Annotated in this window: 16 protein-coding genes and 3 rRNA genes; 15 read left to right on the top strand and 4 right to left on the bottom strand. The window is 64.6% G+C overall.

Features of this window, described 5'->3' with window-relative positions:
* The 6 genes from ABI214_RS05190 to ABI214_RS05165 all read left to right on the top strand — a co-directional run bounded on the left by ABI214_RS05190 (nucleotide 1) and on the right by ABI214_RS05165 (nucleotide 5,857).
* A complete protein-coding gene (locus ABI214_RS05190; protein WP_348606803.1) occupies nucleotides 1-825 on the top strand; it encodes a F0F1 ATP synthase subunit delta in 825 nt (274 codons plus the stop codon).
* 61 nt (nucleotides 826-886) lie between these two features.
* A complete protein-coding gene (gene atpA / locus ABI214_RS05185) occupies nucleotides 887-2,530 on the top strand; it encodes a F0F1 ATP synthase subunit alpha (RefSeq protein WP_348606800.1) in 1,644 nt (547 codons plus the stop codon).
* A gap of 48 nt (nucleotides 2,531-2,578) precedes the next feature.
* Complete coding sequence (locus ABI214_RS05180) at nucleotides 2,579-3,559, top strand: F0F1 ATP synthase subunit gamma (RefSeq protein ID WP_348606797.1); 981 nt, start codon at nucleotides 2,579-2,581, stop codon at nucleotides 3,557-3,559.
* A gap of 3 nt (nucleotides 3,560-3,562) precedes the next feature.
* Nucleotides 3,563-5,011 (top strand): F0F1 ATP synthase subunit beta, encoded by a 1,449-nt coding sequence (gene atpD / locus ABI214_RS05175; protein ID WP_348606794.1) that lies wholly within the window; start codon nucleotides 3,563-3,565, stop codon nucleotides 5,009-5,011.
* A gap of 6 nt (nucleotides 5,012-5,017) precedes the next feature.
* Nucleotides 5,018-5,386 carry a F0F1 ATP synthase subunit epsilon gene (locus ABI214_RS05170; RefSeq protein WP_348606791.1) on the top strand — a complete coding sequence of 123 codons (369 nt, stop codon included), beginning with the start codon at nucleotides 5,018-5,020 and terminating at the stop codon, nucleotides 5,384-5,386.
* 48 nt (nucleotides 5,387-5,434) lie between these two features.
* The gene (locus ABI214_RS05165; protein WP_348606788.1) at nucleotides 5,435-5,857 is read left to right on the top strand and encodes a DUF2550 domain-containing protein; all 423 of its coding nucleotides are present in this window, start codon (nucleotides 5,435-5,437) and stop codon (nucleotides 5,855-5,857) included.
* Between the two features lie 83 nt (nucleotides 5,858-5,940).
* On the opposite strand, the gene ABI214_RS05160 is transcribed toward ABI214_RS05165, so the two are convergent.
* Complete coding sequence (locus ABI214_RS05160; RefSeq protein ID WP_348606785.1) at nucleotides 5,941-6,519, bottom strand: cob(I)yrinic acid a,c-diamide adenosyltransferase; 579 nt, start codon at nucleotides 6,517-6,519, stop codon at nucleotides 5,941-5,943.
* Nucleotides 6,520-6,574: 55 nt separating this feature from the next.
* On the opposite strand from ABI214_RS05160, the gene murA reads away from it, so the two are divergent.
* The 4 genes from murA to rrf all read left to right on the top strand — a co-directional run bounded on the left by murA (nucleotide 6,575) and on the right by rrf (nucleotide 13,607).
* Nucleotides 6,575-7,834 (top strand): UDP-N-acetylglucosamine 1-carboxyvinyltransferase, encoded by a 1,260-nt coding sequence (murA, locus tag ABI214_RS05155; RefSeq protein WP_348606782.1) that lies wholly within the window; start codon nucleotides 6,575-6,577, stop codon nucleotides 7,832-7,834.
* Nucleotides 7,835-8,385: 551 nt separating this feature from the next.
* Nucleotides 8,386-9,902: ribosomal RNA gene (locus ABI214_RS05150) — 16S ribosomal RNA — on the top strand.
* Between the two features lie 326 nt (nucleotides 9,903-10,228).
* Nucleotides 10,229-13,358, top strand: a 23S ribosomal RNA gene (locus tag ABI214_RS05145).
* A gap of 132 nt (nucleotides 13,359-13,490) precedes the next feature.
* Nucleotides 13,491-13,607 (top strand): 5S ribosomal RNA (rrf, locus tag ABI214_RS05140).
* Together the 16S, 23S and 5S rRNA genes form the textbook arrangement of a ribosomal RNA operon.
* Nucleotides 13,608-13,867: 260 nt before the next feature.
* Here the strand turns inward: rrf and ABI214_RS05135 are convergent.
* The gene (locus tag ABI214_RS05135) at nucleotides 13,868-15,469 is read right to left on the bottom strand and encodes an adenylate/guanylate cyclase domain-containing protein (RefSeq protein ID WP_348606779.1); all 1,602 of its coding nucleotides are present in this window, start codon (nucleotides 15,467-15,469) and stop codon (nucleotides 13,868-13,870) included.
* Between the two features lie 43 nt (nucleotides 15,470-15,512).
* Between ABI214_RS05135 and nucS the strand changes: the two genes are divergently transcribed.
* Nucleotides 15,513-16,202, top strand: coding sequence for an endonuclease NucS (gene nucS, locus ABI214_RS05130; RefSeq protein WP_348606776.1), 690 nt, complete (start codon nucleotides 15,513-15,515; stop codon nucleotides 16,200-16,202).
* Between the two features lie 31 nt (nucleotides 16,203-16,233).
* A complete protein-coding gene (locus ABI214_RS05125; protein WP_348606773.1) occupies nucleotides 16,234-16,563 on the top strand; it encodes an ATP/GTP-binding protein in 330 nt (109 codons plus the stop codon).
* On the opposite strand, the gene ABI214_RS05120 is transcribed toward ABI214_RS05125, so the two are convergent.
* A complete protein-coding gene (locus ABI214_RS05120) occupies nucleotides 16,560-17,501 on the bottom strand; it encodes a hypothetical protein (protein WP_348606770.1) in 942 nt (313 codons plus the stop codon). The genes ABI214_RS05125 and ABI214_RS05120 overlap by 4 nt on opposite strands.
* A 98-nt stretch (nucleotides 17,502-17,599) precedes the next feature.
* Entirely contained in the window at nucleotides 17,600-18,079 is a 480-nt protein-coding gene (gene mce, locus ABI214_RS05115) for a methylmalonyl-CoA epimerase (RefSeq protein WP_348606767.1), read from the bottom strand.
* Nucleotides 18,080-18,170: 91 nt separating this feature from the next.
* Here mce and ABI214_RS05110 point away from each other — a divergent pair, with 91 nt between their 5' ends.
* The 3 genes from ABI214_RS05110 to ABI214_RS05100 all read left to right on the top strand — a co-directional run bounded on the left by ABI214_RS05110 (nucleotide 18,171) and on the right by ABI214_RS05100 (nucleotide 20,857).
* Nucleotides 18,171-19,361 (top strand): acetyl-CoA C-acetyltransferase, encoded by a 1,191-nt coding sequence (locus ABI214_RS05110; protein ID WP_348606764.1) that lies wholly within the window; start codon nucleotides 18,171-18,173, stop codon nucleotides 19,359-19,361.
* Nucleotides 19,362-19,469: 108 nt separating this feature from the next.
* A complete protein-coding gene (locus tag ABI214_RS05105; RefSeq protein WP_348606761.1) occupies nucleotides 19,470-19,841 on the top strand; it encodes a DUF3817 domain-containing protein in 372 nt (123 codons plus the stop codon).
* A 110-nt stretch (nucleotides 19,842-19,951) separates the two neighbouring features.
* Nucleotides 19,952-20,857: a tetratricopeptide repeat protein gene (locus ABI214_RS05100; RefSeq protein WP_348606758.1), complete on the top strand. Its 906-nt coding sequence runs from the start codon at nucleotides 19,952-19,954 to the stop codon at nucleotides 20,855-20,857.
* Nucleotides 20,858-20,865: the final 8 nt, after the last annotated feature.

Genomic DNA, 20,865 nt, shown 5'->3' with positions numbered 1-20,865 from the left:
ATGTACGCAGCGAGCCGTGAAGCCCTGACGCAGACTCGTGCTGCGCTCACCGCGGCGTTGGATTCCGTTTCCCCCGGCGCGGCCACTGCGGCCGCGGCGCAGGCCGGATCCGAGCTGTTCTCGGTGGTCGAGGTTCTCGACGGCCAGCGCACTCTCCGGAGTGCCCTGGCCGACGCGTCCACGCCTGCCGCTGGTCGCCAGGGCCTGGCCCGCCAGGTGTTCTCGGGGAAGGTCGGCGCCGAGGCGCTGGCGGCCCTCGAGGCCGCCGTGGGCCAGGACTGGTCGTCCTCGGCCGACCTGCTGAACTCCCTGGTCACGCTCGGACGTGAGTCCCTGCTTCGGGCTGCGGCCGGCCAGAACCAGAGCGACGCCGTCGAGGACGAGCTCTTCCGCCTCGGTCGCATCGTTGCCGGCAACCCGCAGCTGGAGCAGGTCCTTTCGGATCGTTCGACGCCCGTCGCCGGCAAGCGCGAGCTGCTGTCGAAGCTGCTGTACGGCAAGGTCACCGCGATCACGGAGGCCCTCGCCATCCAGGCCGTGGGTCGCCTGAAGACCGCCCCCGCGGACGCGTTCGACGAGCTGTCGGCCCTTGCTGCGGCTCAGCGAGACAAGGCCGTTGCGCACGTACGTAGCGCCTCTGCGTTGTCGAGTGAGCAGGTCGAGCGGCTCGCGGCGACGCTGACCCGCACCTACGGCAAGCCCGTCACCGTGCACGTGGAGGTCGAACCGGCCCTCCTCAGCGGCATGGTCGTCCGGGTGGGCCATGAGGTCATCGACGGGAGCGCGGCCGGTCGCCTCGCTGCCCTGCGGAAGACTTTCAAGTAGCCGACGACCGAACACATACTCCCGATCTTTTCGAAGACCAGATACCGAGAGCAGGAAAAACATGGCGGAGCTGACGATCTCCTCCGACGAGATCCGTAGCGCGATCGAGAACTACACCGCGAGCTACTCACCGGAGGCCTCCCGCGAGGAGGTCGGCGTGGTGTCCGACACCAGCGACGGCATCGCTCACATCACCGGCCTCCCGTCGGCGATGGCCAACGAGCTGCTGGAGTTCCCGGGCGGCGTGCTCGGTGTGGCCCTGAACCTGGATGCCACCGAGATCGGTGCCGTCGTCCTGGGTGACTACGAGCACATCGAAGAGGGCCAGGAAGTCAAGCGGACCGGCGACGTTCTGTCGGTGCCGGTCGGCGACGGCTACCTGGGCCGCGTCGTGGACCCGCTGGGTCGTCCGATCGACGGCCTCGGCGACATCGAGACCACCGAGACCCGCGCGCTCGAGCTGCAGGCCGCCACGGTGCTGGAGCGTCAGCCCGTCGAGGAGCCGCTGCAGACCGGTATCAAGGCTATCGACGCCATGACCCCGATCGGCCGCGGCCAGCGTCAGCTCGTCATCGGCGACCGCAAGACCGGCAAGACCGCGGTCTGCGTCGACGCCATCCTGAACCAGAAGGCCAACTGGGCGACCGGCGACCCGAAGCAGCAGGTCCGCTGCATCTACGTCGCTATCGGCCAGAAGGGCTCCACCATCGCCGGCGTCAAGCAGGCGCTCGAGGAGCAGGGCGCGATGGAGTACACCACCATCGTCGCCGCCCCGGCCTCCGACTCCGCCGGCTTCAAGTGGCTCGCCCCCTACACCGGTTCGGCCATCGGCCAGCACTGGATGTACCAGGGCAAGCACGTCCTCATCGTGTTCGACGACCTGACCAAGCAGGCCGAGGCGTACCGCGCCATCTCGCTGCTGCTGCGTCGTCCGCCGGGACGTGAGGCCTACCCGGGTGACGTCTTCTACCTGCACTCGCGTCTGCTGGAGCGTTCGGCCAAGCTGTCCGACGAGCTCGGTGGCGGTTCGCTGACGGCCCTGCCGATCATCGAGACCAAGGCCAACGACGTGTCGGCGTACATCCCGACCAACGTCATCTCCATCACCGACGGTCAGGTCTTCCTCGAGTCCGACCTGTTCAACAAGGGCATCCGTCCCGCGATCAACGTCGGTATCTCGGTTTCCCGAGTCGGTGGCGCCGCGCAGACCAAGGGCATGAAGAAGGTCTCCGGTTCGCTGCGTCTGGAGCTGGCTCAGTTCCGTGAGCTCGAGGCCTTCTCGGCCTTCGCCTCGGACCTGGACGCCGCTTCGAAGGCTCAGCTCGAGCGCGGCCAGCGCCTGGTCGAGCTGCTCAAGCAGGACCAGTACTCGCCGATCGCGGTCGAGGACCAGATCATCTCGATCTACCTCGCCGGCGAAGGCGTGTTCGACTCGGTTCCCGTCGGAGACGTGCGCCGCTTCGAGTCCGAGCTGCTCGAGGACCTGCACCGCAACGCTGCCGGTGTCTACGAGTCGATCAAGGGCGGCAAGGCTCTGGACGACGCGTCGATCACCGCTCTCATGGCGGCCACCGACAAGTTCAAGCAGGGCTTCCTCGCTTCTGACGGAAGCCGTGTCGTGAACGAGGCCGAGGCCGAGGCTCTCGACGCCTCCGAGGTCGGCCAGGAGAAGGTCACCGTCAAGCGCACCACTGTCAGCAAGTGAGCGTGGACCCCATGACTCAGCGTCACCCGAAGGGAGAGTGATCGATCGATGGCAAGCATCCGCGAACTGCGTTCTCGCATCAAGTCGGTCAACTCGACCAAGAAGATCACCAAGGCGCAGGAACTGATCGCGACTTCGCGCATCACGAAGGCGCAGGCCCGGGTTGCGGCTTCCAAGCCGTACGCCGAGGAGATCACCAAGGTGCTCTCCGAGCTGGCCAGCGCGTCGGCGTCGCTCGATCACCCGCTGCTCAACGAGCGCGCGAACCCGAAGCGTGCTGCCGTCCTGGTCGTCACCAGCGACCGCGGTATGTGCGGTGGCTACAACTCGAACGCTCTCAAGGAGGCGGAGGAGCTGTTCCAGCTGCTGCGCTCCGAGGGCAAGGAGCCCGTGATCTACGTGCTCGGTTCGAAGGGCCTCGGCTACTACACGTTCCGTGGGCGCAACATCGGCGGAGCGTGGACCGGCTTCTCCCAGGAGCCCGGCTACGCGGATGCCGCCAAGGCGAGCCGCCACCTGGTCGAGCTGTTCATGGCCGGCTCCGGTGCGGAGGTCGAGGCCCCGAACGGGGAAGGCATGATCGAAGGCGTCGACGAGCTCCACATCGTCTACACCCGCTTCGTCTCGATGCTCACCCAGAAGCCGGAAGTCCGGCGGATGGCCCCCCTCGAGGTGGACTACGCCGAGGATCACATCGAGTTGGGCGATGACATGCTGTCCAACGGGCAGCACGACGGCAAGTCGGGTCCGGTGGCTGGCTACGACTTCGAGCCCGAGGCCGGCACGCTGCTGTCGGCTCTGCTGCCGAAGTACGTCAGCACGCGCATCTACTCCGCTCTGCTGGACTCCGCCGCCTCGGAGTCTGCCGCCCGTCGTACGGCCATGAAGGCCGCGACGGATAATGCGAACGAACTGGTGAACACCCTGAGCCGTCAGGCAAACCAGGCTCGCCAGGCCCAGATCACCCAGGAAATCAGCGAGATCGTCGGTGGCGCGAATGCGCTGGCCTCGAGCGCAGGAAGTGACTAGCACATGACCGCAGCAGTAACCCAAACCAACGCGAACGGCGCGGACACCACGTCCGGCCGGGTCGTGCGGGTCATCGGTCCCGTTGTGGACGTTGAGTTCCCGCGCGGCCATGTTCCCGACCTGTTCAACGCCCTGCACTCGCAGGTCACCCTGCCGTCCGTGGCGAAGACGCTGACCCTCGAGGTTGCGCAGCACCTGGGCGACAACCTGGTGCGCACCATCTCGATGCAGCCGACCGACGGCCTGGTCCGCGGCGCTGCGGTGGCCGACACGGGCAAGCCGATCTCGGTTCCCGTCGGTGACGTCGTCAAGGGCCACGTGTTCAACGCCCTCGGTGACTGCCTCGACGCTCCGGGCACCGGTCGCGACGGCGAGCAGTGGGGCATCCACCGCAAGCCCCCGGCCTTCGATCAGCTCGAGGGCAAGACCGAGATCCTCGAGACCGGCATCAAGGTCATCGACCTGCTGACCCCGTACGTCAAGGGCGGCAAGATCGGTCTGTTCGGTGGTGCCGGTGTCGGCAAGACCGTTCTGATCCAGGAGATGATCACCCGTATCGCCCGCGAGTTCTCCGGAACCTCGGTGTTCGCAGGCGTCGGTGAGCGCACCCGTGAGGGCACCGACCTCCACCTCGAGATGGAAGAGATGGGCGTCCTCCAGGACACCGCCCTTGTCTTCGGCCAGATGGACGAGCCGCCGGGAACGCGTATGCGCGTCGCCCTGTCCGCGCTGACCATGGCGGAGTACTTCCGCGATGTCCAGGGCCAGGACGTTCTGCTGTTCATCGACAACATCTTCCGGTTCACCCAGGCCGGTTCCGAGGTTTCGACCCTGCTGGGTCGTATGCCCTCGGCCGTGGGTTACCAGCCGACGCTGGCCGACGAGATGGGTGAGTTGCAGGAGCGCATCACCTCGACCCGTGGCCGCTCGATCACCTCGCTGCAGGCGATCTACGTCCCCGCCGACGACTACACCGACCCGGCGCCGGCCACCACCTTCGCGCACCTCGATGCGACCACCGAGCTCTCGCGTCCGATTTCGCAGATGGGTATCTACCCCGCTGTGGACCCGCTGACGTCGACCTCGCGCATCCTGGAGCCCGGCATCGTCGGTGCCGAGCACTTCCGCGTCGCGAACGAGGTGAAGCGGATCCTGCAGAAGTACAAGGAACTGCAGGACATCATCGCCATCCTCGGTATGGACGAGCTGCAGGAAGAGGACAAGGTCCTCGTCGGCCGCGCCCGTCGTCTGCAGAAGTTCCTCGGCCAGAACTTCATCGTCGCCGAGAAGTTCACCGGTGAGCCCGGCTCGGTCGTGCCGCTGCGCGACACCATCGAGGCATTCGACCGCGTCTGCAAGGGCGAGTTCGACCACCTGCCGGAGCAGGCGTTCAACAGCTGCGGTGGACTCGACGACGTCGAGGCCGCTGCCAAGAAGATCGCCGGAAAGTAGACCGACATGGCTGAGATGACCGTTGAACTCGTTGCCGTCGAGCAGCGACTCTGGTCGGGATCGGCGAAGCTCGTCAGCGCCCAGACGACCGAGGGTGAGATCGGTGTCATGCCCGGGCATGAGCCGGTCCTCGGTCAGCTGGTGGAGGGCGGCGTGGTTGCGATCACGACCGCCGAGGGCGAGCGTGTGGTCGCGGCCGTGCACGGCGGTTTCCTCTCGGTGACCGCCACCACGGTGACGATCCTGGCCGAGTCCGCGGACATGGCACAGGATGTCGACGTCGAGGCGGCCAAGGCCGTTCTGGCGGAGACCACCGACGACCTCGAGGCGATTGCGGTCGCCAAGGGTCAGCTGCGTGCGGTCGAGCGCGCCTAGTCAGTTCACGACGAGCCGCGACGGAGCCGACGAGCAGTGACGATCGGGATGGTAGTTCTCATCATTCTGGTAGTCCTGCTCGCGGCCTTCGTCGCGGCTTTCGTGTATCGACTGATGGTGTTGCGCCGGGGCGGTACCGCGGCGATCCTGCGGATAACGCCTGCGCCCGGCGGTAGCGGCTGGCGGCACGGGGTGGTGCGGTACGGCGAGGGATCGCTCGTCTTCTACAAGCTGTCGAGCCTGCGCCCGGGACCGGACTCTCGGATGAGCCGGCAGGGCATCGAGGTCGGCGCGCGGCGCGGTCCGGTCGGCAACGAGTACGACATCATGACCGACGAGATCGTCATTCTCGAGGTCGCCGACGGGGACCGCACGTACGAGATCGCGCTCGATCGTGGTGCGCTGACCGCGTTCCTGTCGTGGGTGGAATCGCGGCCGTCGGGACGCTCCATGCGGGGGCGTCCGGCCTGAACCGGTGTCGGCCGGAGCAGGACGACGATCCGACATGAAAAAGGGAGGCCATCAGGCCTCCCTTTCGTCGTTCTCGTACCGGTCTAGGCGTTGCCGCCGGCACCGGGCTTCCACAGCACGTCGCCGCCGGGATTCGCGATTCTGCTGACGATGAACAGCAGGTCGGAGAGCCGGTTGAGGTACTTGGCGGGAAGCACACTCGTATCGTCCGGGCTGGCCTCGACGGCCGCCCACGCCGACCGCTCGGCACGACGGGCGACGGTGCGGGCGGAGTGCAGCAGAGCACCGAGAGGAGTCCCGCCCGGCAGGATGAAGGAGTTCAGCGGTTCGAGTCGCTCGTTGAACGCGTCGCACCAACCCTCGACCCGATCGATGTACGACTGCGTCACCCGCAGCGGCGGGTACTTCGGCTCGGCGACGATCGGAGTCGACAGGTCGGCACCGGCGTCGAACAGATCGTTCTGAATCTGGCGCAGCACCTCGACGATCTCCTCGGACGGCGCACCCAACGCGAGCGCGACGCCGATACTCGCATTCGTTTCGTCGCAGTCCGCGTAGGCGACGAGGCGGGGATCATTCTTGGACACTCGGGAGAAATCGCTCAGCCCGGTGGTTCCGTCGTCGCCGGTCCTGGTGTAGATCCGCGTCAAATGCACAGCCATGGGCTAACGGTACCGCCCAGCGGTGGGGCGGTAGCCCTGGCTAGGCTGTGCGACTGTGAGTGAGCGCTTTCTTGTCACTGGTGGAAACCGACTCGTCGGTGAGGTGCCAGTGGGTGGGGCGAAGAACAGCGTCCTGAAGCTGATGGCCGCGGCATTGTTGGCCGAGGGCACGACTGTCATCAGCAATTGCCCCGACATCCTCGACGTCCCCCTGATGGCCGACGTCCTGAGGGGCCTCGGCTGCGACGTGGAGCTCGAGGGCGACGTCGCGACCATCACGACGCCGGCGCAACCGAAGTACCACGCCGACTTCGCAGCGGTTCGGCAGTTCCGCGCGTCGGTATGTGTTCTCGGTCCGCTCGTCGCGCGATGCCGGAAGGCGGTCGTCGCACTTCCCGGCGGGGATGCCATCGGATCGAGGCCGCTGGACATGCACCAGTCCGGCCTTCGTCTGTTGGGCGCCCACAGCGAGATCGAGCACGGTTGTGTCGTCGCCGAGGCCGACGACCTGCACGGCGCGAACATCCGTCTGGCGTTTCCGTCTGTCGGCGCGACCGAGAACATCCTCATGGCCGCGGTTCTCGCCAAGGGGGAGACCGTCATCGACAACGCCGCGCGGGAACCGGAGATCGTCGATCTCTGCAACATGCTGACGCACATGGGGGCGAAGATCAGCGGCGCCGGCTCGACGACGCTGACCATCCGCGGTGTCGATCGACTCCAGCCGACCGCGCATCGAGTGATCGGCGATCGGATCGTCGCAGCCACCTGGGGCATCGCGGCTGCGATGACGCAGGGCGACGTGTTCGTGCGTGGCGTCAACCCGAAGCACCTGGCGCTCGTTCTCGACAAACTGCGTGCGGCCGGGTCCCAGATCAGTCTGGAAGCCGACGGCTTCCGCGTCGTGCAGACGAACCGCCCCAAGGCGGTCAACTTCGCGACGCTCCCGTATCCGGGATTCCCCACGGACCTCCAGCCGATGGCGATCGGACTCGCCGCGATCGCGGAGGGCACGTCGATGATCACCGAGAACGTCTTCGAGGCGCGCTTCCGCTTCGTCGAGGAGATGATTCGGCTCGGCGCGGATGCTCGGACCGACGGACACCATGCAGTGGTGCGCGGTGTGCCGGAGTTGTCGAGCGCGCCCGTGTGGTCGTCCGACATCCGTGCCGGTGCGGGACTGGTCCTGGCCGGCTTGGTCGCGGACGGTGTCACCGAGGTGCACGACGTCTACCACATCGATCGCGGGTACCCGAGGTTCGTCGAGGACCTCGCTGGTCTGGGCGGAGACATTCGTCGAGTGGCGGGGGAGTAGGAGCAGCTTTCGGGGCTGTGCTCGGCGTCACAAATCGCGATTCTGTCGAATCTGAGGCTTTTCGCACCTGGCGACCTGCGGAAATGGAGTCGGACGAACGTCCGACCTGGCGGTTTGACGCTCCGTGAACACTCGCGTAACTTATTCCAGGTCAGAGCGACACGGACACCGACCCGGCCGCGATCTTCACAGGTCAGCGAGGGAAAACGAGGTTGTACGGGGAGCGCCTGGCGAATCTGCTGAAACTCCTGCGGGGGCCGGATTTGCATCCGGTGCCGGTGCGGGTTAGGCTGGAACGGTTGCCCCGGAATGAGGAACTGCAAAGTTTCGAGTGATGGTGTGCGCGTGTTCTTTGAGAACTCAACAGTGTGTCGATGAATGTCAGTGCCAAATTTTGGTACTCCACCACTTTTTGTGGTGGGTATTTGCTGATCGTCTCATTCTTCCGTCTGGGATGGTCAGCGCAAACAGCTAGTTTGAGTTTATTTTGCTAGTGATTTGACTCGATGTCTATGACTGATTAGTGGCTTCGGCTGCGAAATCTAGAGTCTTCAACGGAGAGTTTGATCCTGGCTCAGGACGAACGCTGGCGGCGTGCTTAACACATGCAAGTCGAGCGGTAAGGCCCTTCGGGGTACACGAGCGGCGAACGGGTGAGTAACACGTGGGTGATCTGCCCTGCACTCTGGGATAAGCCTGGGAAACTGGGTCTAATACCGGATATGAGCTCCTGTCGCATGGCGGGGGTTGGAAAGGTTTACTGGTGCAGGATGGGCCCGCGGCCTATCAGCTTGTTGGTGGGGTAATGGCCTACCAAGGCGACGACGGGTAGCCGGCCTGAGAGGGCGACCGGCCACACTGGGACTGAGACACGGCCCAGACTCCTACGGGAGGCAGCAGTGGGGAATATTGCACAATGGGCGAAAGCCTGATGCAGCGACGCCGCGTGAGGGATGACGGCCTTCGGGTTGTAAACCTCTTTCAGCAGGGACGAAGCGAAAGTGACGGTACCTGCAGAAGAAGCACCGGCCAACTACGTGCCAGCAGCCGCGGTAATACGTAGGGTGCGAGCGTTGTCCGGAATTACTGGGCGTAAAGAGCTCGTAGGCGGTTTGTCGCGTCGTCCGTGAAAACTTGGGGCTCAACCCCAAGCTTGCGGGCGATACGGGCAGACTTGAGTACTGCAGGGGAGACTGGAATTCCTGGTGTAGCGGTGAAATGCGCAGATATCAGGAGGAACACCGGTGGCGAAGGCGGGTCTCTGGGCAGTAACTGACGCTGAGGAGCGAAAGCGTGGGTAGCGAACAGGATTAGATACCCTGGTAGTCCACGCCGTAAACGGTGGGCGCTAGGTGTGGGTTTCCTTCCACGGGATCCGTGCCGTAGCTAACGCATTAAGCGCCCCGCCTGGGGAGTACGGCCGCAAGGCTAAAACTCAAAGGAATTGACGGGGGCCCGCACAAGCGGCGGAGCATGTGGATTAATTCGATGCAACGCGAAGAACCTTACCTGGGTTTGACATATACCGGAAACACCTAGAGATAGGTGCCCCCTTGTGGTCGGTATACAGGTGGTGCATGGCTGTCGTCAGCTCGTGTCGTGAGATGTTGGGTTAAGTCCCGCAACGAGCGCAACCCTTGTCCTGTGTTGCCAGCGCGTAATGGCGGGGACTCGCAGGAGACTGCCGGGGTCAACTCGGAGGAAGGTGGGGACGACGTCAAGTCATCATGCCCCTTATGTCCAGGGCTTCACACATGCTACAATGGCCGGTACAGAGGGCTGCGATACCGTGAGGTGGAGCGAATCCCTTAAAGCCGGTCTCAGTTCGGATCGGGGTCTGCAACTCGACCCCGTGAAGTCGGAGTCGCTAGTAATCGCAGATCAGCAACGCTGCGGTGAATACGTTCCCGGGCCTTGTACACACCGCCCGTCACGTCATGAAAGTCGGTAACACCCGAAGCCGGTGGCCTAACCCTTGTGGAGGGAGCCGTCGAAGGTGGGATCGGCGATTGGGACGAAGTCGTAACAAGGTAGCCGTACCGGAAGGTGCGGCTGGATCACCTCCTTTCTAAGGAGCATTCTCCAGTCGAGGGCCGACACAGGTTGTGTCCTCGCTGGCAGAGGCCGTTTAGTCCCCACATGTGGGACTGCGGTTGCTCATGGGTGGAACACTGACAAGCATTTTCTTCATGACTGCCGGCCCGAGTGCCGGTGGGAAGAGAGTTATATCGGCGCACTGTTGGGTCCTGAGAGAACACGCAAGTGTTTCCTCGAAGGAAGAAACGACAACATCTGGGCGTGGTCATACCGCGGGGTTCTGCTCCGGCTGGTGCCACACGAAGTCTGGGTGTTGTGTGTTGTTTGAGAACTGCACAGTGGACGCGAGCATCTTTGTTGTAAGTAATTAAGAGCGTACGGTGGATGTCTTGGCACCAGGAGCCGATGAAGGACGTAGGAGGCTGCGATAAGCCTCGGGGAGCTGTCAACCGAGCTGAGATCCGAGGATGTCCGAATGGGGAAACCCAGCCACAGTGATGTGTGGTTACCCGCGCCTGAATATATAGGGCGTGTGGAGGGAACGTGGGGAAGTGAAACATCTCAGTACCCACAGGAAGAGAAAACAACATGTGATTCCGTGAGTAGTGGCGAGCGAAAGCGGATGAGGCTAAACCATGGGTGTGTGATAGCCGGCGGGCGTTGCATTCGTGGGGTTGTGGGATCCGTCTTGTCAATTCTGCCGGATTGGCCGACAGTAAGAAATCATCGTGTTAGTCGAAGTGGTCTGGAACGGCCCGTCGTAGAGGGTGAGAATCCCGTAGACGAAAACATGGTGACTGTCGTGACGGACACCCGAGTAGCAGCGGGCCCGTGAAATCTGCTGTGAATCTGTCGGGACCACCCGATAAGCCTGAATACTCCCTGGTGACCGATAGCGGACTAGTACCGTGAGGGAAAGATGAAAAGTACCCCGGGAGGGGAGTGAAATAGTACCTGAAACCGTGCGCTTACAATCCGTCAGAGCCTTCGCACCTTCGGGTGGGGGGTGATGGCGTGCCTTTTGAAGAATGAGCCTGCGAGTTAGCGGCATGTCGCGAGGTTAACCCGTGTGGGGTAGCCGTAGCGAAAGCGAGTCCGAATAGGGCGAGTCAGTGGCATGTTCTAGACCCGAAGCGGAGTGATCTACCCATGGCCAGGGTGAAGCGACGGTAAGACGTCGTGGAGGCCCGAACCCACTTAGGTTGAAAACTGAGGGGATGAGCTGTGGGTAGGGGTGAAAGGCCAATCAAACTCCGTGATAGCTGGTTCTCCCCGAAATGCATTTAGGTGCAGCGTCGCGTGTTTCACTCTGGAGGTAGAGCTACTGGATGGCCGATGGGCCCCACAAGGTTACTGACGTCAGCCAAACTCCGAATGCCAGAGTGTGAGAGCGCGGCAGTGAGACTGCGGGGGATAAGCTTCGTAGTCGAGAGGGAAACAGCCCAGATCGCCGGCTAAGGCCCCTAAGCGTGTACTAAGTGGAAAAGGATGTGGGGTCGCGAAGACAACCAGGAGGTTGGCTTAGAAGCAGCCACCCTTGAAAGAGTGCGTAATAGCTCACTGGTCAAGTGATCCTGCGCCGACAATGTAGCGGGGCTCAAGTACACCGCCGAAGCCGCGGCATTCACATAACACCCACTTCCTCCTGCGGGGGGTTGTGCAGTGGTGTGGATGGGTAGGGGAGCGTCGTGCAGCCATGGAAGCGCCGGAGTGATCCAGGTGTGGAGGCTGCACGAGTGAGAATGCAGGCATGAGTAGCGAAAGACGAGTGAGAAACTCGTCCGCCGAATGACCAAGGGTTCCTGGGCCAGGTTAATCCGCCCAGGGTGAGTCGGGACCTAAGGCGAGGCCGACAGGCGTAGTCGATGGACAACGGGTTGATATTCCCGTACCCGTGTGAACGCGCCCCTGGTGAATCAGTGATGCTAAGCGCCCTGAAGCCACTTTCGAACCTTCGGGTTCTCCGGTGTGTGGATGCGCGTGAACCGATCTGGTAGTAGCCAAGCGATGGGGTGACGCAGGAAGGTAGCTGAGCCAGTCAGTGGTAATACTGGTGTAAGCGTGTAGGGCGTGGCCTAGGCAAATCCGGGTCACATATAGCCTGAGACGTGATGCGTAGCCGATTGAGGCGAATTCAGTGATCCTATGCTGCCGAGAAAAGCCTCTAGCGAGCTTTCACACGGCCCGTACCCCAAACCGACACAGGTGGTCAGGTAGAGAATACTAAGGCGATCGAGATAACTGTGGTTAAGGAACTCGGCAAAATGCCCCCGTAACTTCGGGAGAAGGGGGGCCTCGTCTGGTGATCCAACTTGCTTGGTGAGCTGGGTGGGGCCGCAGAGACCAGAGAGAAGCGACTGTTTACTAAAAACACAGGTCCGTGCGAAGTCGTAAGACGATGTATACGGACTGACGCCTGCCCGGTGCTGGAAGGTTAAGAGGACCGGTTAGCCAGTAATGGCGAAGCTGAGAATTTAAGCCCCAGTAAACGGCGGTGGTAACTATAACCATCCTAAGGTAGCGAAATTCCTTGTCGGGTAAGTTCCGACCTGCACGAATGGCGTAACGACTTCTCTGCTGTCTCAACCACAGACTCGGCGAAATTGCATTACGAGTAAAGATGCTCGTTACGCGCGGCAGGACGAAAAGACCCCGGGACCTTCACTATAGCTTGGTATTGGTGTTCGGTTCGGTTTGTGTAGGATAGGTGGGAGACTGTGAAGCATGCACGCCAGTGTGTGTGGAGTCGTTGTTGAAATACCACTCTGATCGTATTGGACATCTAACCTCGGACCATGATCTGGTTCAGGGACAGTGCCTGGTGGGTAGTTTAACTGGGGCGGTTGCCTCCCAAAATGTAACGGAGGCGCCCAAAGGTTCCCTCAGCCTGGTTGGCAATCAGGTGTCGAGTGCAAGTGCACAAGGGAGCTTGACTGTGAGACTGACAGGTCGAGCAGGGACGAAAGTCGGGACTAGTGATCCGGCACCGGCAAGTGGAAGCGGTGTCGCTCAACGGATAAAAGGTACCCCGGGGATAACAGGCTGATCTTCCCCAAGAGTCCATATCGACGGGATGGTTTGGCACCTCGATGTCGGCTCGTCGCATCCTGGGGCTGGAGTAGGTCCCAAGGGTTGGGCTGTTCGCCCATTAAAGCGGCACGCGAGCTGGGTTTAGAACGTCGTGAGACAGTTCGGTCTCTATCCGCCGCGCGCGTTAGAAACTTGAGGAAGGCTGTCCCTAGTACGAGAGGACCGGGACGGACGAACCTCTGGTGTGCCAGTTGTTCCGCCAGGAGCACTGCTGGTTAGCTACGTTCGGAAGGGATAACCGCTGAAAGCATCTAAGCGGGAAGCCTGTTCCAAGATGAGGTTTCTCACCCCCTCGAGGGGGTAAGGCCCCCGGCAGACCACCGGGTTGATAGGCCAGAACTGGAAGTCCGGTAACGGATGGAGGTGACTGGTACTAATAGGCCGAGGACTTACCACAAAGAAGCTACGCGTCCACTGTGCGGTATCTGAAACAACACACAGATACCATTCACCCCCAACACCCCAGAGCCCTGTGTGGCCGGCGGGTGGTTCGGGCGGGGGAATTGAATGTGTGACAGTTTCATAGAGTTACGGCGGCCATAGCGGAGGGGAAACGCCCGGTCCCATTCCGAACCCGGAAGCTAAGCCCTCCAGCGCCGATGGTACTGCACTCGACAGGGTGTGGGAGAGTAGGACACCGCCGAACATCCTTTCCCGAAGGCCCCCACCATTACTGGTGGGGGCCTTCGGCGTTTCCGCATATATGCATGTCTTTCGTCTCCCCCCCCGGGGAGCCGGCGGCCTGTTTCCGTTGCGTCGGTCGCCGGCGGGGCCGATCGCGGTCGAGGGCGATCTGTCGCATCAGCCGTGCCAGCAGCACTCGCTCGTCGTCCGGTGTGGGACACGCACCAAGTCTGGTGGATGGCCTGTATGTCCTCGGACCGGTCGATTCGGCGGATGCCGGAATCAGTCGACGGTCGGAATGGCGGGCGAGTGATCGTTTCGGTCGATCTGGAACGGCCCGTCGAATGCGTGTGCGAGCCGGGTCGGTGCCGTCCTGCCGCGAAGAACCACCAGGTCGCCAGGCCTCCAGAGCTGAGCCTCCGGCGTTTGAGCCTGTTCGACCGTGACGGACGATGCGAGGAGGGCGTCCGGGTCGGACTTCGCGAGCTCGGACAGTCGTGCGGCCTCGTTCACCGGATCGCCGATCACCGTGTACTCGAACCGTTCTCGCGCCCCGACGTTGCCGGCGACCGCGGTGCCGGCCGCGACACCGATGGCGGCGTGGCATTCGGGTACCTCGACTGGCAGCCGTCGTCGAATCGCGCGGGCGGCGGCGAGCGCGCGGCCGGGTGCGTCGTCCAGGTCGCGCGGTGCGCCGAAGATCGCCAGCGCGGCGTCGCCTTCGAACTTGTTCACGAAGCCGCCGTGGCGGTCGACCTCGTCGACGACAACCTCGAAGAACCGGTTGAGGAGATCGACAACCTCACCTGGAGGGCGGGTAGCGGCCAGTTCGGTCGATCCGACCAGGTCGACGAAGAACACCGCGACATCTCGCTCCTCGCCGCCGAGCGTGGGTGGGGATACGAGAGCCGCCTCGGCCACGTCGTGACCGACGTGTCTCCCGAACAGGTCGCGAATGCGTTCGCGCTCGCGCAGGCCGTCGGCCATGCGGTTGAACCCGGACTGGAGTTCGCCGAGTTCGGTGCCGTCGTACACGACGATCGCGGTGTCGAGGTGCCCGTCCTCGATGCGGCTCATCCCGGCTTTGACCGACCGGATAGGCGCGACTGTGGCACGGGCGTTGAGAAGGATCAACAGCAGCCCGAAGACGAGCGTGATGGCGCCGAGCCCGACGATCGCGATAATCAGTTGGTTGGGTGTGGTGTCCTTGCTGAGATAGGCGTACGCCGCGACGATCATCAGGCCGGTGATCGGCACACCCGTGCCGAGAATCCATGCGAGCATCGTGCGTCCGACGACGCCGCCGAGGCGGACGTCGGGCCGCATGCCGGCCTCGAGGGCACGGGCAGCCGCCGGCCGCAGCGCGAACTCACTGAAGACGTGGCTGAAGGCGCAGATCGTGACGCCGCCGAACGAGATCGTGAAGCCGATCTTCGGCAGTGTCTGCGGGTCGACCAACCCGTAGGCGGTGGTGAGGAAGATCAGCGCAATCGTCCACTGGCCGATCTGCATCTTGGTCAGCCGCCACGGCATGTTCAGGGCCGTGAGCCGGTCGTGCTCGGTGGGGGTGCGGTCTTGCACGATCCATTGCAGGCTGTGCAGCGCACGCTGAGTCCCTCGAATCGTCCCGACCAGCAGGGCGACCGCCAGATACACGGGGACGACGACGAAGTTCAGGAACCGGAACTCCGGTTCGAGCAACTCGGGCCCGGGCACGACGAACGTCACGAGGACGGCCACGACCGCCGCGCCGATCAGGTTGGCCCCGACCAGCGAGGTGGTGAGCAGCGTCTGGACGCGGATGCGTCGGATACGCGGTGTCTCCGTGGGGGTTCCGAGCAGGCGGGAACCGAGGGGCTGGTCGGCGGATCGGCGCAGGTCCATGGTCGTTCGAGATTAGTCCGAATCCATCCACTAGGGTGGGCGAGTGCGTCTTGTCATTGCTCGTTGCCGTGTCGACTACGTCGGTCGACTGACCTCCCACCTGCCGATGGCACGTCGACTCCTCCTGATCAAGGCGGACGGCTCGGTCAGCATCCACGCGGACGACCGTGCCTACAAGCCGCTGAACTGGATGAGCCCGCCGTGCTGGTTGTCCGAGACCTCCGATGGTGAGAGCCCCGACGGTGCGGAGCAGCACCTCTGGGTCGTCACCAACAAGGCCGGCGAGGAACTGCGGATCACGATCGAGGAGATCGAGCACGACTCGAGTCACGAGTTGGGTGTCGATCCCGGTCTGGTCAAGGACGGCGTCGAAGCGCACCTGCAGGAGCTGCTGGCCGAGCACGTCGAGACGCTCGGCGAGGGCTACACGCTGATCCGCCGCGAGTACATGACGGCGATCGGTCCGGTGGATCTGCTGTGCCGCAACGCGGACGGCGCGACGGTTGCGGTCGAGATCAAGAGGCGCGGCGAGATCGACGGCGTCGAACAGCTCACCCGCTACCTCGAACTGCTCAACCGGGACCCGCTTCTCGCGCCGGTGACGGGTGTGTTCGCGGCCCAGCAGATCAAGCCGCAGGCGAAGACCCTCGCGACAGACCGCGGAATCCGATGCCTGATCCTCGATTACGAGGCCCTGCGCGGCACCGAGAGTACCGAGTTCCGCCTCTTCTGAGCGCTCGCGGCACCCCACCTAGACTGGTGGGGTGCCGCGTCGTAACCAGTCCCGCAAATCCAACCGTCGCACAGAGACGAGCGAGTCGGCGGTCAGCGGCAGTCTGTTCGGAAACGCCCTGGCCCGTGAGGAATCGGGACCTGCGGGTTACGAGGGCGAGCGGTACATGGTCCGCCAGGTGCCGGGTGCCCGCGCGACCAAGACGTACCGGTGCCCGGGATGCGACCAGGACGTGCGTCCCGGTGTCGCACACGTGGTGGCGTGGCCGTCCGACCCCGGCGGTGCCGACGACCGACGCCACTGGCACACCGGGTGCTGGAGCGGGCGCCGAACGCGCGGGCTGACGCGGCGCTGGTCCTAGCTCTTCGCCGGGGCCTTCTCGGAAACCGCTGCGTCGTTCGCCTTCGACGGGGCCTTTCCGTCCTCGTTCGCCGGCTCCGCGGCCTCCGCGTTGTCGAGCAACTCCGCCTCGCGATTGACGGACGCGAGCATGGCGGGCACGGAATCGAGTTGACCGCGAATGCCGAGGAGCTGAGCGAGGATTCGGCTGCGCAGCACACGCAGTTCCTCCGCGAGTTCCTTCGCGTGCGCGATCTTGCGATCGGACTGTTCGGTGGCCACCTGGAGTCGGCGCTGCGCCTCCTGGCTTGCCTCGGTGACCCGACGGTGAGCGTCGGCCTTGCTGGTGGCCTCGAGTTCCTCGATTGCGGCGATGACCTTGGCGCGGCGCTCGGCCATGGTGATCTCGAAGTCCTGCTGGACCTGGGTGCGCTTGGCCTCAGCCTCGGCGGTCAGCCGATCGCGCTCGGCCTGAGCCGCCTCGACGAGACGGGTGGCCTCGGCGCGCGCGGTCTTCATGGTCTGCTCGTGCTCGCGTTCGAGTGCGACGCGGCGCTCCTCGAGCTCGGTCATCTTCGATTCGTACTGTCGGCGGAGGCGCTGACTGTCCTGCTCCGCCACCGAAACCATCTCGGCAGCATCGGCTTCGGCCTTCGCCCGGACCTCGGACGCCTCGTCGGATGCGAGGCGGAGCATGCGGGAGATTCGCTCGCTCATGCCCTCCGCAGTGGTGGGCGGGACCGAGAGACGATCGACGTCGCGGCGCAACTCGTCGATCTCGTCGCGCGCGTCCTCGAGCTGATTGGCCAGTTCGCGGGCCTGTGCCGCGGCCGCGTCCCGATCCGTCGCGGTCAGGCGGAACTCGGAGTCGAACCGGTCGAAATAACGCCGAACCTCGTCCTTGTCGTATCCCTTGCGGACGATGGTGAACGGCATGCCGCGGTCTTGATCGTAGGCCATGCCTGCCAATCTACCGGCGGCAATCGGCGCCGCGCCTGCGGAGTGGGACCGATGTCGTCACATCGCCCCCACTCCGGGTCGGCGCCGGAAGGCGCGGGTCAGTGGCCGCCGTCGGCTGCCGGCTCGACCAGCTCGACGAGGACGCCGCCCGCATCCTTCGGGTGGATGAAGTTGATGCGCGAGTTCGCGGTGCCGCGCCGCGGTGCGTCGTACAGCAGGCGGACGCCGTCGGCGCGGAGCTGCGTGCTGATCGCGTCGATGTCGGTGACGCGGTACGCCAGCTGCTGGAGGCCGGGGCCGCTGCGATCGATGAACTTCGCGATCGTGGAGTTCTCGTTCAGCGGGGCGAGCAGCTGGATCGCCGGGGCGCCGGCGGGGGAGCCGACGACCGAGAGCATGGCTTCGCGGACACCCTGCTCCTCGTTGACCTCCTCGTGGGTGGAGACCATGCCGAGGTGCTTGGCGTACCACGCGATTGCGGCGTCGAGATCCGGCACGGCGATACCGACGTGATCGATCGCGGTCACGAGCTGCGAGGACAGTCCGCTCGCGGCGGGGCTGGGGGACGAAGATGTCATGTATCAGACGGTAGCGCTACGGTTTGAGGTGTTCGCGTCGGGCCACGGCACATACCGCTAGCTCGGACCAAGATCGACCGCTGGAGGAATCTTGACCACTTCTGTCATCGTTGCCGGGGCTCGGACCCCCGTCGGACGACTGCTCGGAACCTTGAAGGACCTTTCGGGCTCCGACCTCGGCGGTGTAGCGATCAAGGGCGCGCTCGAGAAGGCCGGGGTCGCACCGGAGCAGGTCGAGTACGTCATCATGGGTCAGGTCCTCACCGCCGGCGCAGGCCAGATGCCGGCCCGTCAGGCCGCCGTCGCCGCGGGCATCCCGATGAGCGTCCCCGCGCTCACGGTCAACAAGGTGTGTCTGTCGGGTGTCGACGCCATCGCGCTGGCCGACCAGTTAATCCGGGCGGGCGAGTTCGAGATCGTCGTCGCCGGTGGCCAGGAGTCCATGTCGCGCGCGCCGCACATGCTGGAGAAGAGCCGCGAGGGCTTCAAGTACGGCGATGTCACGCTGCGCGACCACATGGCGTACGACGGCCTGCACGACATCTTCACCGACCAGCCGATGGGCAACCTCACCGAGTCCGAGAACAGGGACGCGCGGTTCGTCAGCCGGGAAGACCAGGACGCGTTCGCGGCCGCCTCGCACCAGAACGCGGCGCGCGCATGGAAGGACGGCCTGTTCGCCGACGAGGTCGTGCCGGTCACCATCCCGCAGCGCCGCGGTGAGCCCGTCGTCGTCAGCACCGACGAGGGCGTGCGCGCGGACACCACCGTCGAGACCCTGGCCAAGCTGCGCCCGGCCTTCGCGAAGGACGGTGCGATCACCGCCGGCACCGCGTCGCAGATCTCCGACGGCGCGGCCGCGGTGGTCGTGATGAGCAAGGCCAAGGCCGAGGCGCTGGGCCTCGAGTGGATCGCCGAGATCGGTGCGCACGGCGTCGTCGCCGGTCCGGACTCGACGCTGCAGTCCCAGCCGTCCCGCGCGATCGCCCGCGCCTGCGAGCGTGAGGGTATCGACCCCAAGGACCTGGACCTGGTCGAGATCAACGAGGCGTTCGCGGCGGTCGGCATCGTGTCGACCCGTGAGCTCGGCATCGACCCGGCCAAGGTGAACGTCAACGGCGGCGCCATCGCGATCGGACACCCGCTCGGCATGTCGGGTGCCCGCATCGCGTTGCACCTGGCGCTCGAGCTGCAGCGCCGCGGCGGCGGCGTCGGCGCGGCCGCCCTGTGTGGCGGCGGCGGCCAGGGCGACGCTCTGATCGTGCGCGTCCCGAAGAAGTAACCCAAGACGTTTCCGGGGCGGACGCGACGCCTCTACGACACCCCGTGGTGGGGACTGTGACCAGTCTCAACTACGGGGTGTCGTAATCGTTCGGGCACAATGGCGTCCATGGCTAACATTCTCGACGTGTCCACTGCCGCGAAGCGGTTCCGCCTTGTGGCCCTGTGGGAGGCCGTGACCTGGGCAGCTCTGCTGGTCGCGATGTTCTTCAAGTGGGTGCTCGGATACGAAGAGGCCGTCAAGATCCCAGGCATGGTGCACGGCATCGCCGGGTTCATGCTCTACATCCTCATCACCCTCCTCACGGCACGCTCGTTGAAGTGGGACTTCAAGACGCTCGTTCTCGCGCTCGTCTCCAGCGTTCCGCCGTTCATGACCATCTGGTTCGAGCGTCGTGCCGCGCGCAACGGGCAGCTCGGCGAGCTGTCGGTGGGTGCCGCCGGTCAGACCGGTGAGCCCACGCCCGTCTCCGCCCGGTAGCAGCACGGTCCTGGCGTGTCGGGTCGGAATGGCTGCCCGCCCGCCACTCGTGACACACTGAAACCGTGACTCGACCCGGTTCTCGTCCGTCCTCCCAAATCGCTGCGGCCATGTCCGGAGCCGTGGATCTGTCCGGTCTCAAGGACCGGGCTACGCCGCCGCCGAGTGCGCCCGCGGGCCCGCCGGCGGACGGATCCACACCCGTGAGTAGCACCGGTCTGGCGCCGGTCATCGACGTCACCGAAGCGACGTTCCAGACCGAGGTGCTCGAGCGGTCGATGCAGGTCCTGGTCGTCGTCGACCTGTGGGCCACCTGGTGTGAGCCGTGCAAGCAGCTGTCACCGGTGCTCGAGAAGCTCGCCCACGAGGGCGGCGGCGACTGGGTCCTCGCCAAGATCGACGTCGACGCCAATCCGGGTATTGCGCAGGCGTTCGGCGTCCAGTCGGTGCCGACCGTGGTCGCGATCGCCGGCGGACGCCCGCTCGCGGACTTCGCGGGCGTCCAGCCCGAGCCGCAGTTGCGGCAGTGGATCGCCGCGCTGCAGGAGGCCGTCGCGGGCAAGCTCGCCGGTCCGCCGACGGGCGCCGAGCCGGAACCCGAGCCGGAGGATCCCCGCTTCGTCGCGGCCGAGAATGCCCTGGAGGAGGGCGACTTCGCGGGCGCCGAGGCCGCCTACAACCTGATCCTCAATTCCGAGCCGGGCAACACGCAGGCGCAGGCCGCGCTTCGACAGGTCACGTTCCTGGCTCGCGTGCAGGGTCTTCCCGACGAGGCGATCGAGACCGCCGATGCCCAGCCCGACGCGATCGACGCGCAGTTCGCGGCCGCCGACGCGGAGCTGTACACGCAGCGTCCCGACGCGGCCTTCGACAGGCTCGTCGCGCTCGTGCGTCGTACCGCAGGTGACGACCGGACCCGGGTCCGCACCCGCATCCTGGAGCTGTTCGAGCTGTTCGACCCCGCCGACCCGATCGTGGTCGCCGCGCGGCGCAAGCTCGCCTCCGCCCTGTACTGACCTGCGCT

This window comes from Prescottella soli (assembly GCF_040024445.1).
Lineage (GTDB): Bacteria > Actinomycetota > Actinomycetes > Mycobacteriales > Mycobacteriaceae > Prescottella > Prescottella soli.
The sequence above is the reverse complement of the archived record's forward strand: the minus strand, read 5'-3'. Positions and strand labels throughout refer to the sequence as shown.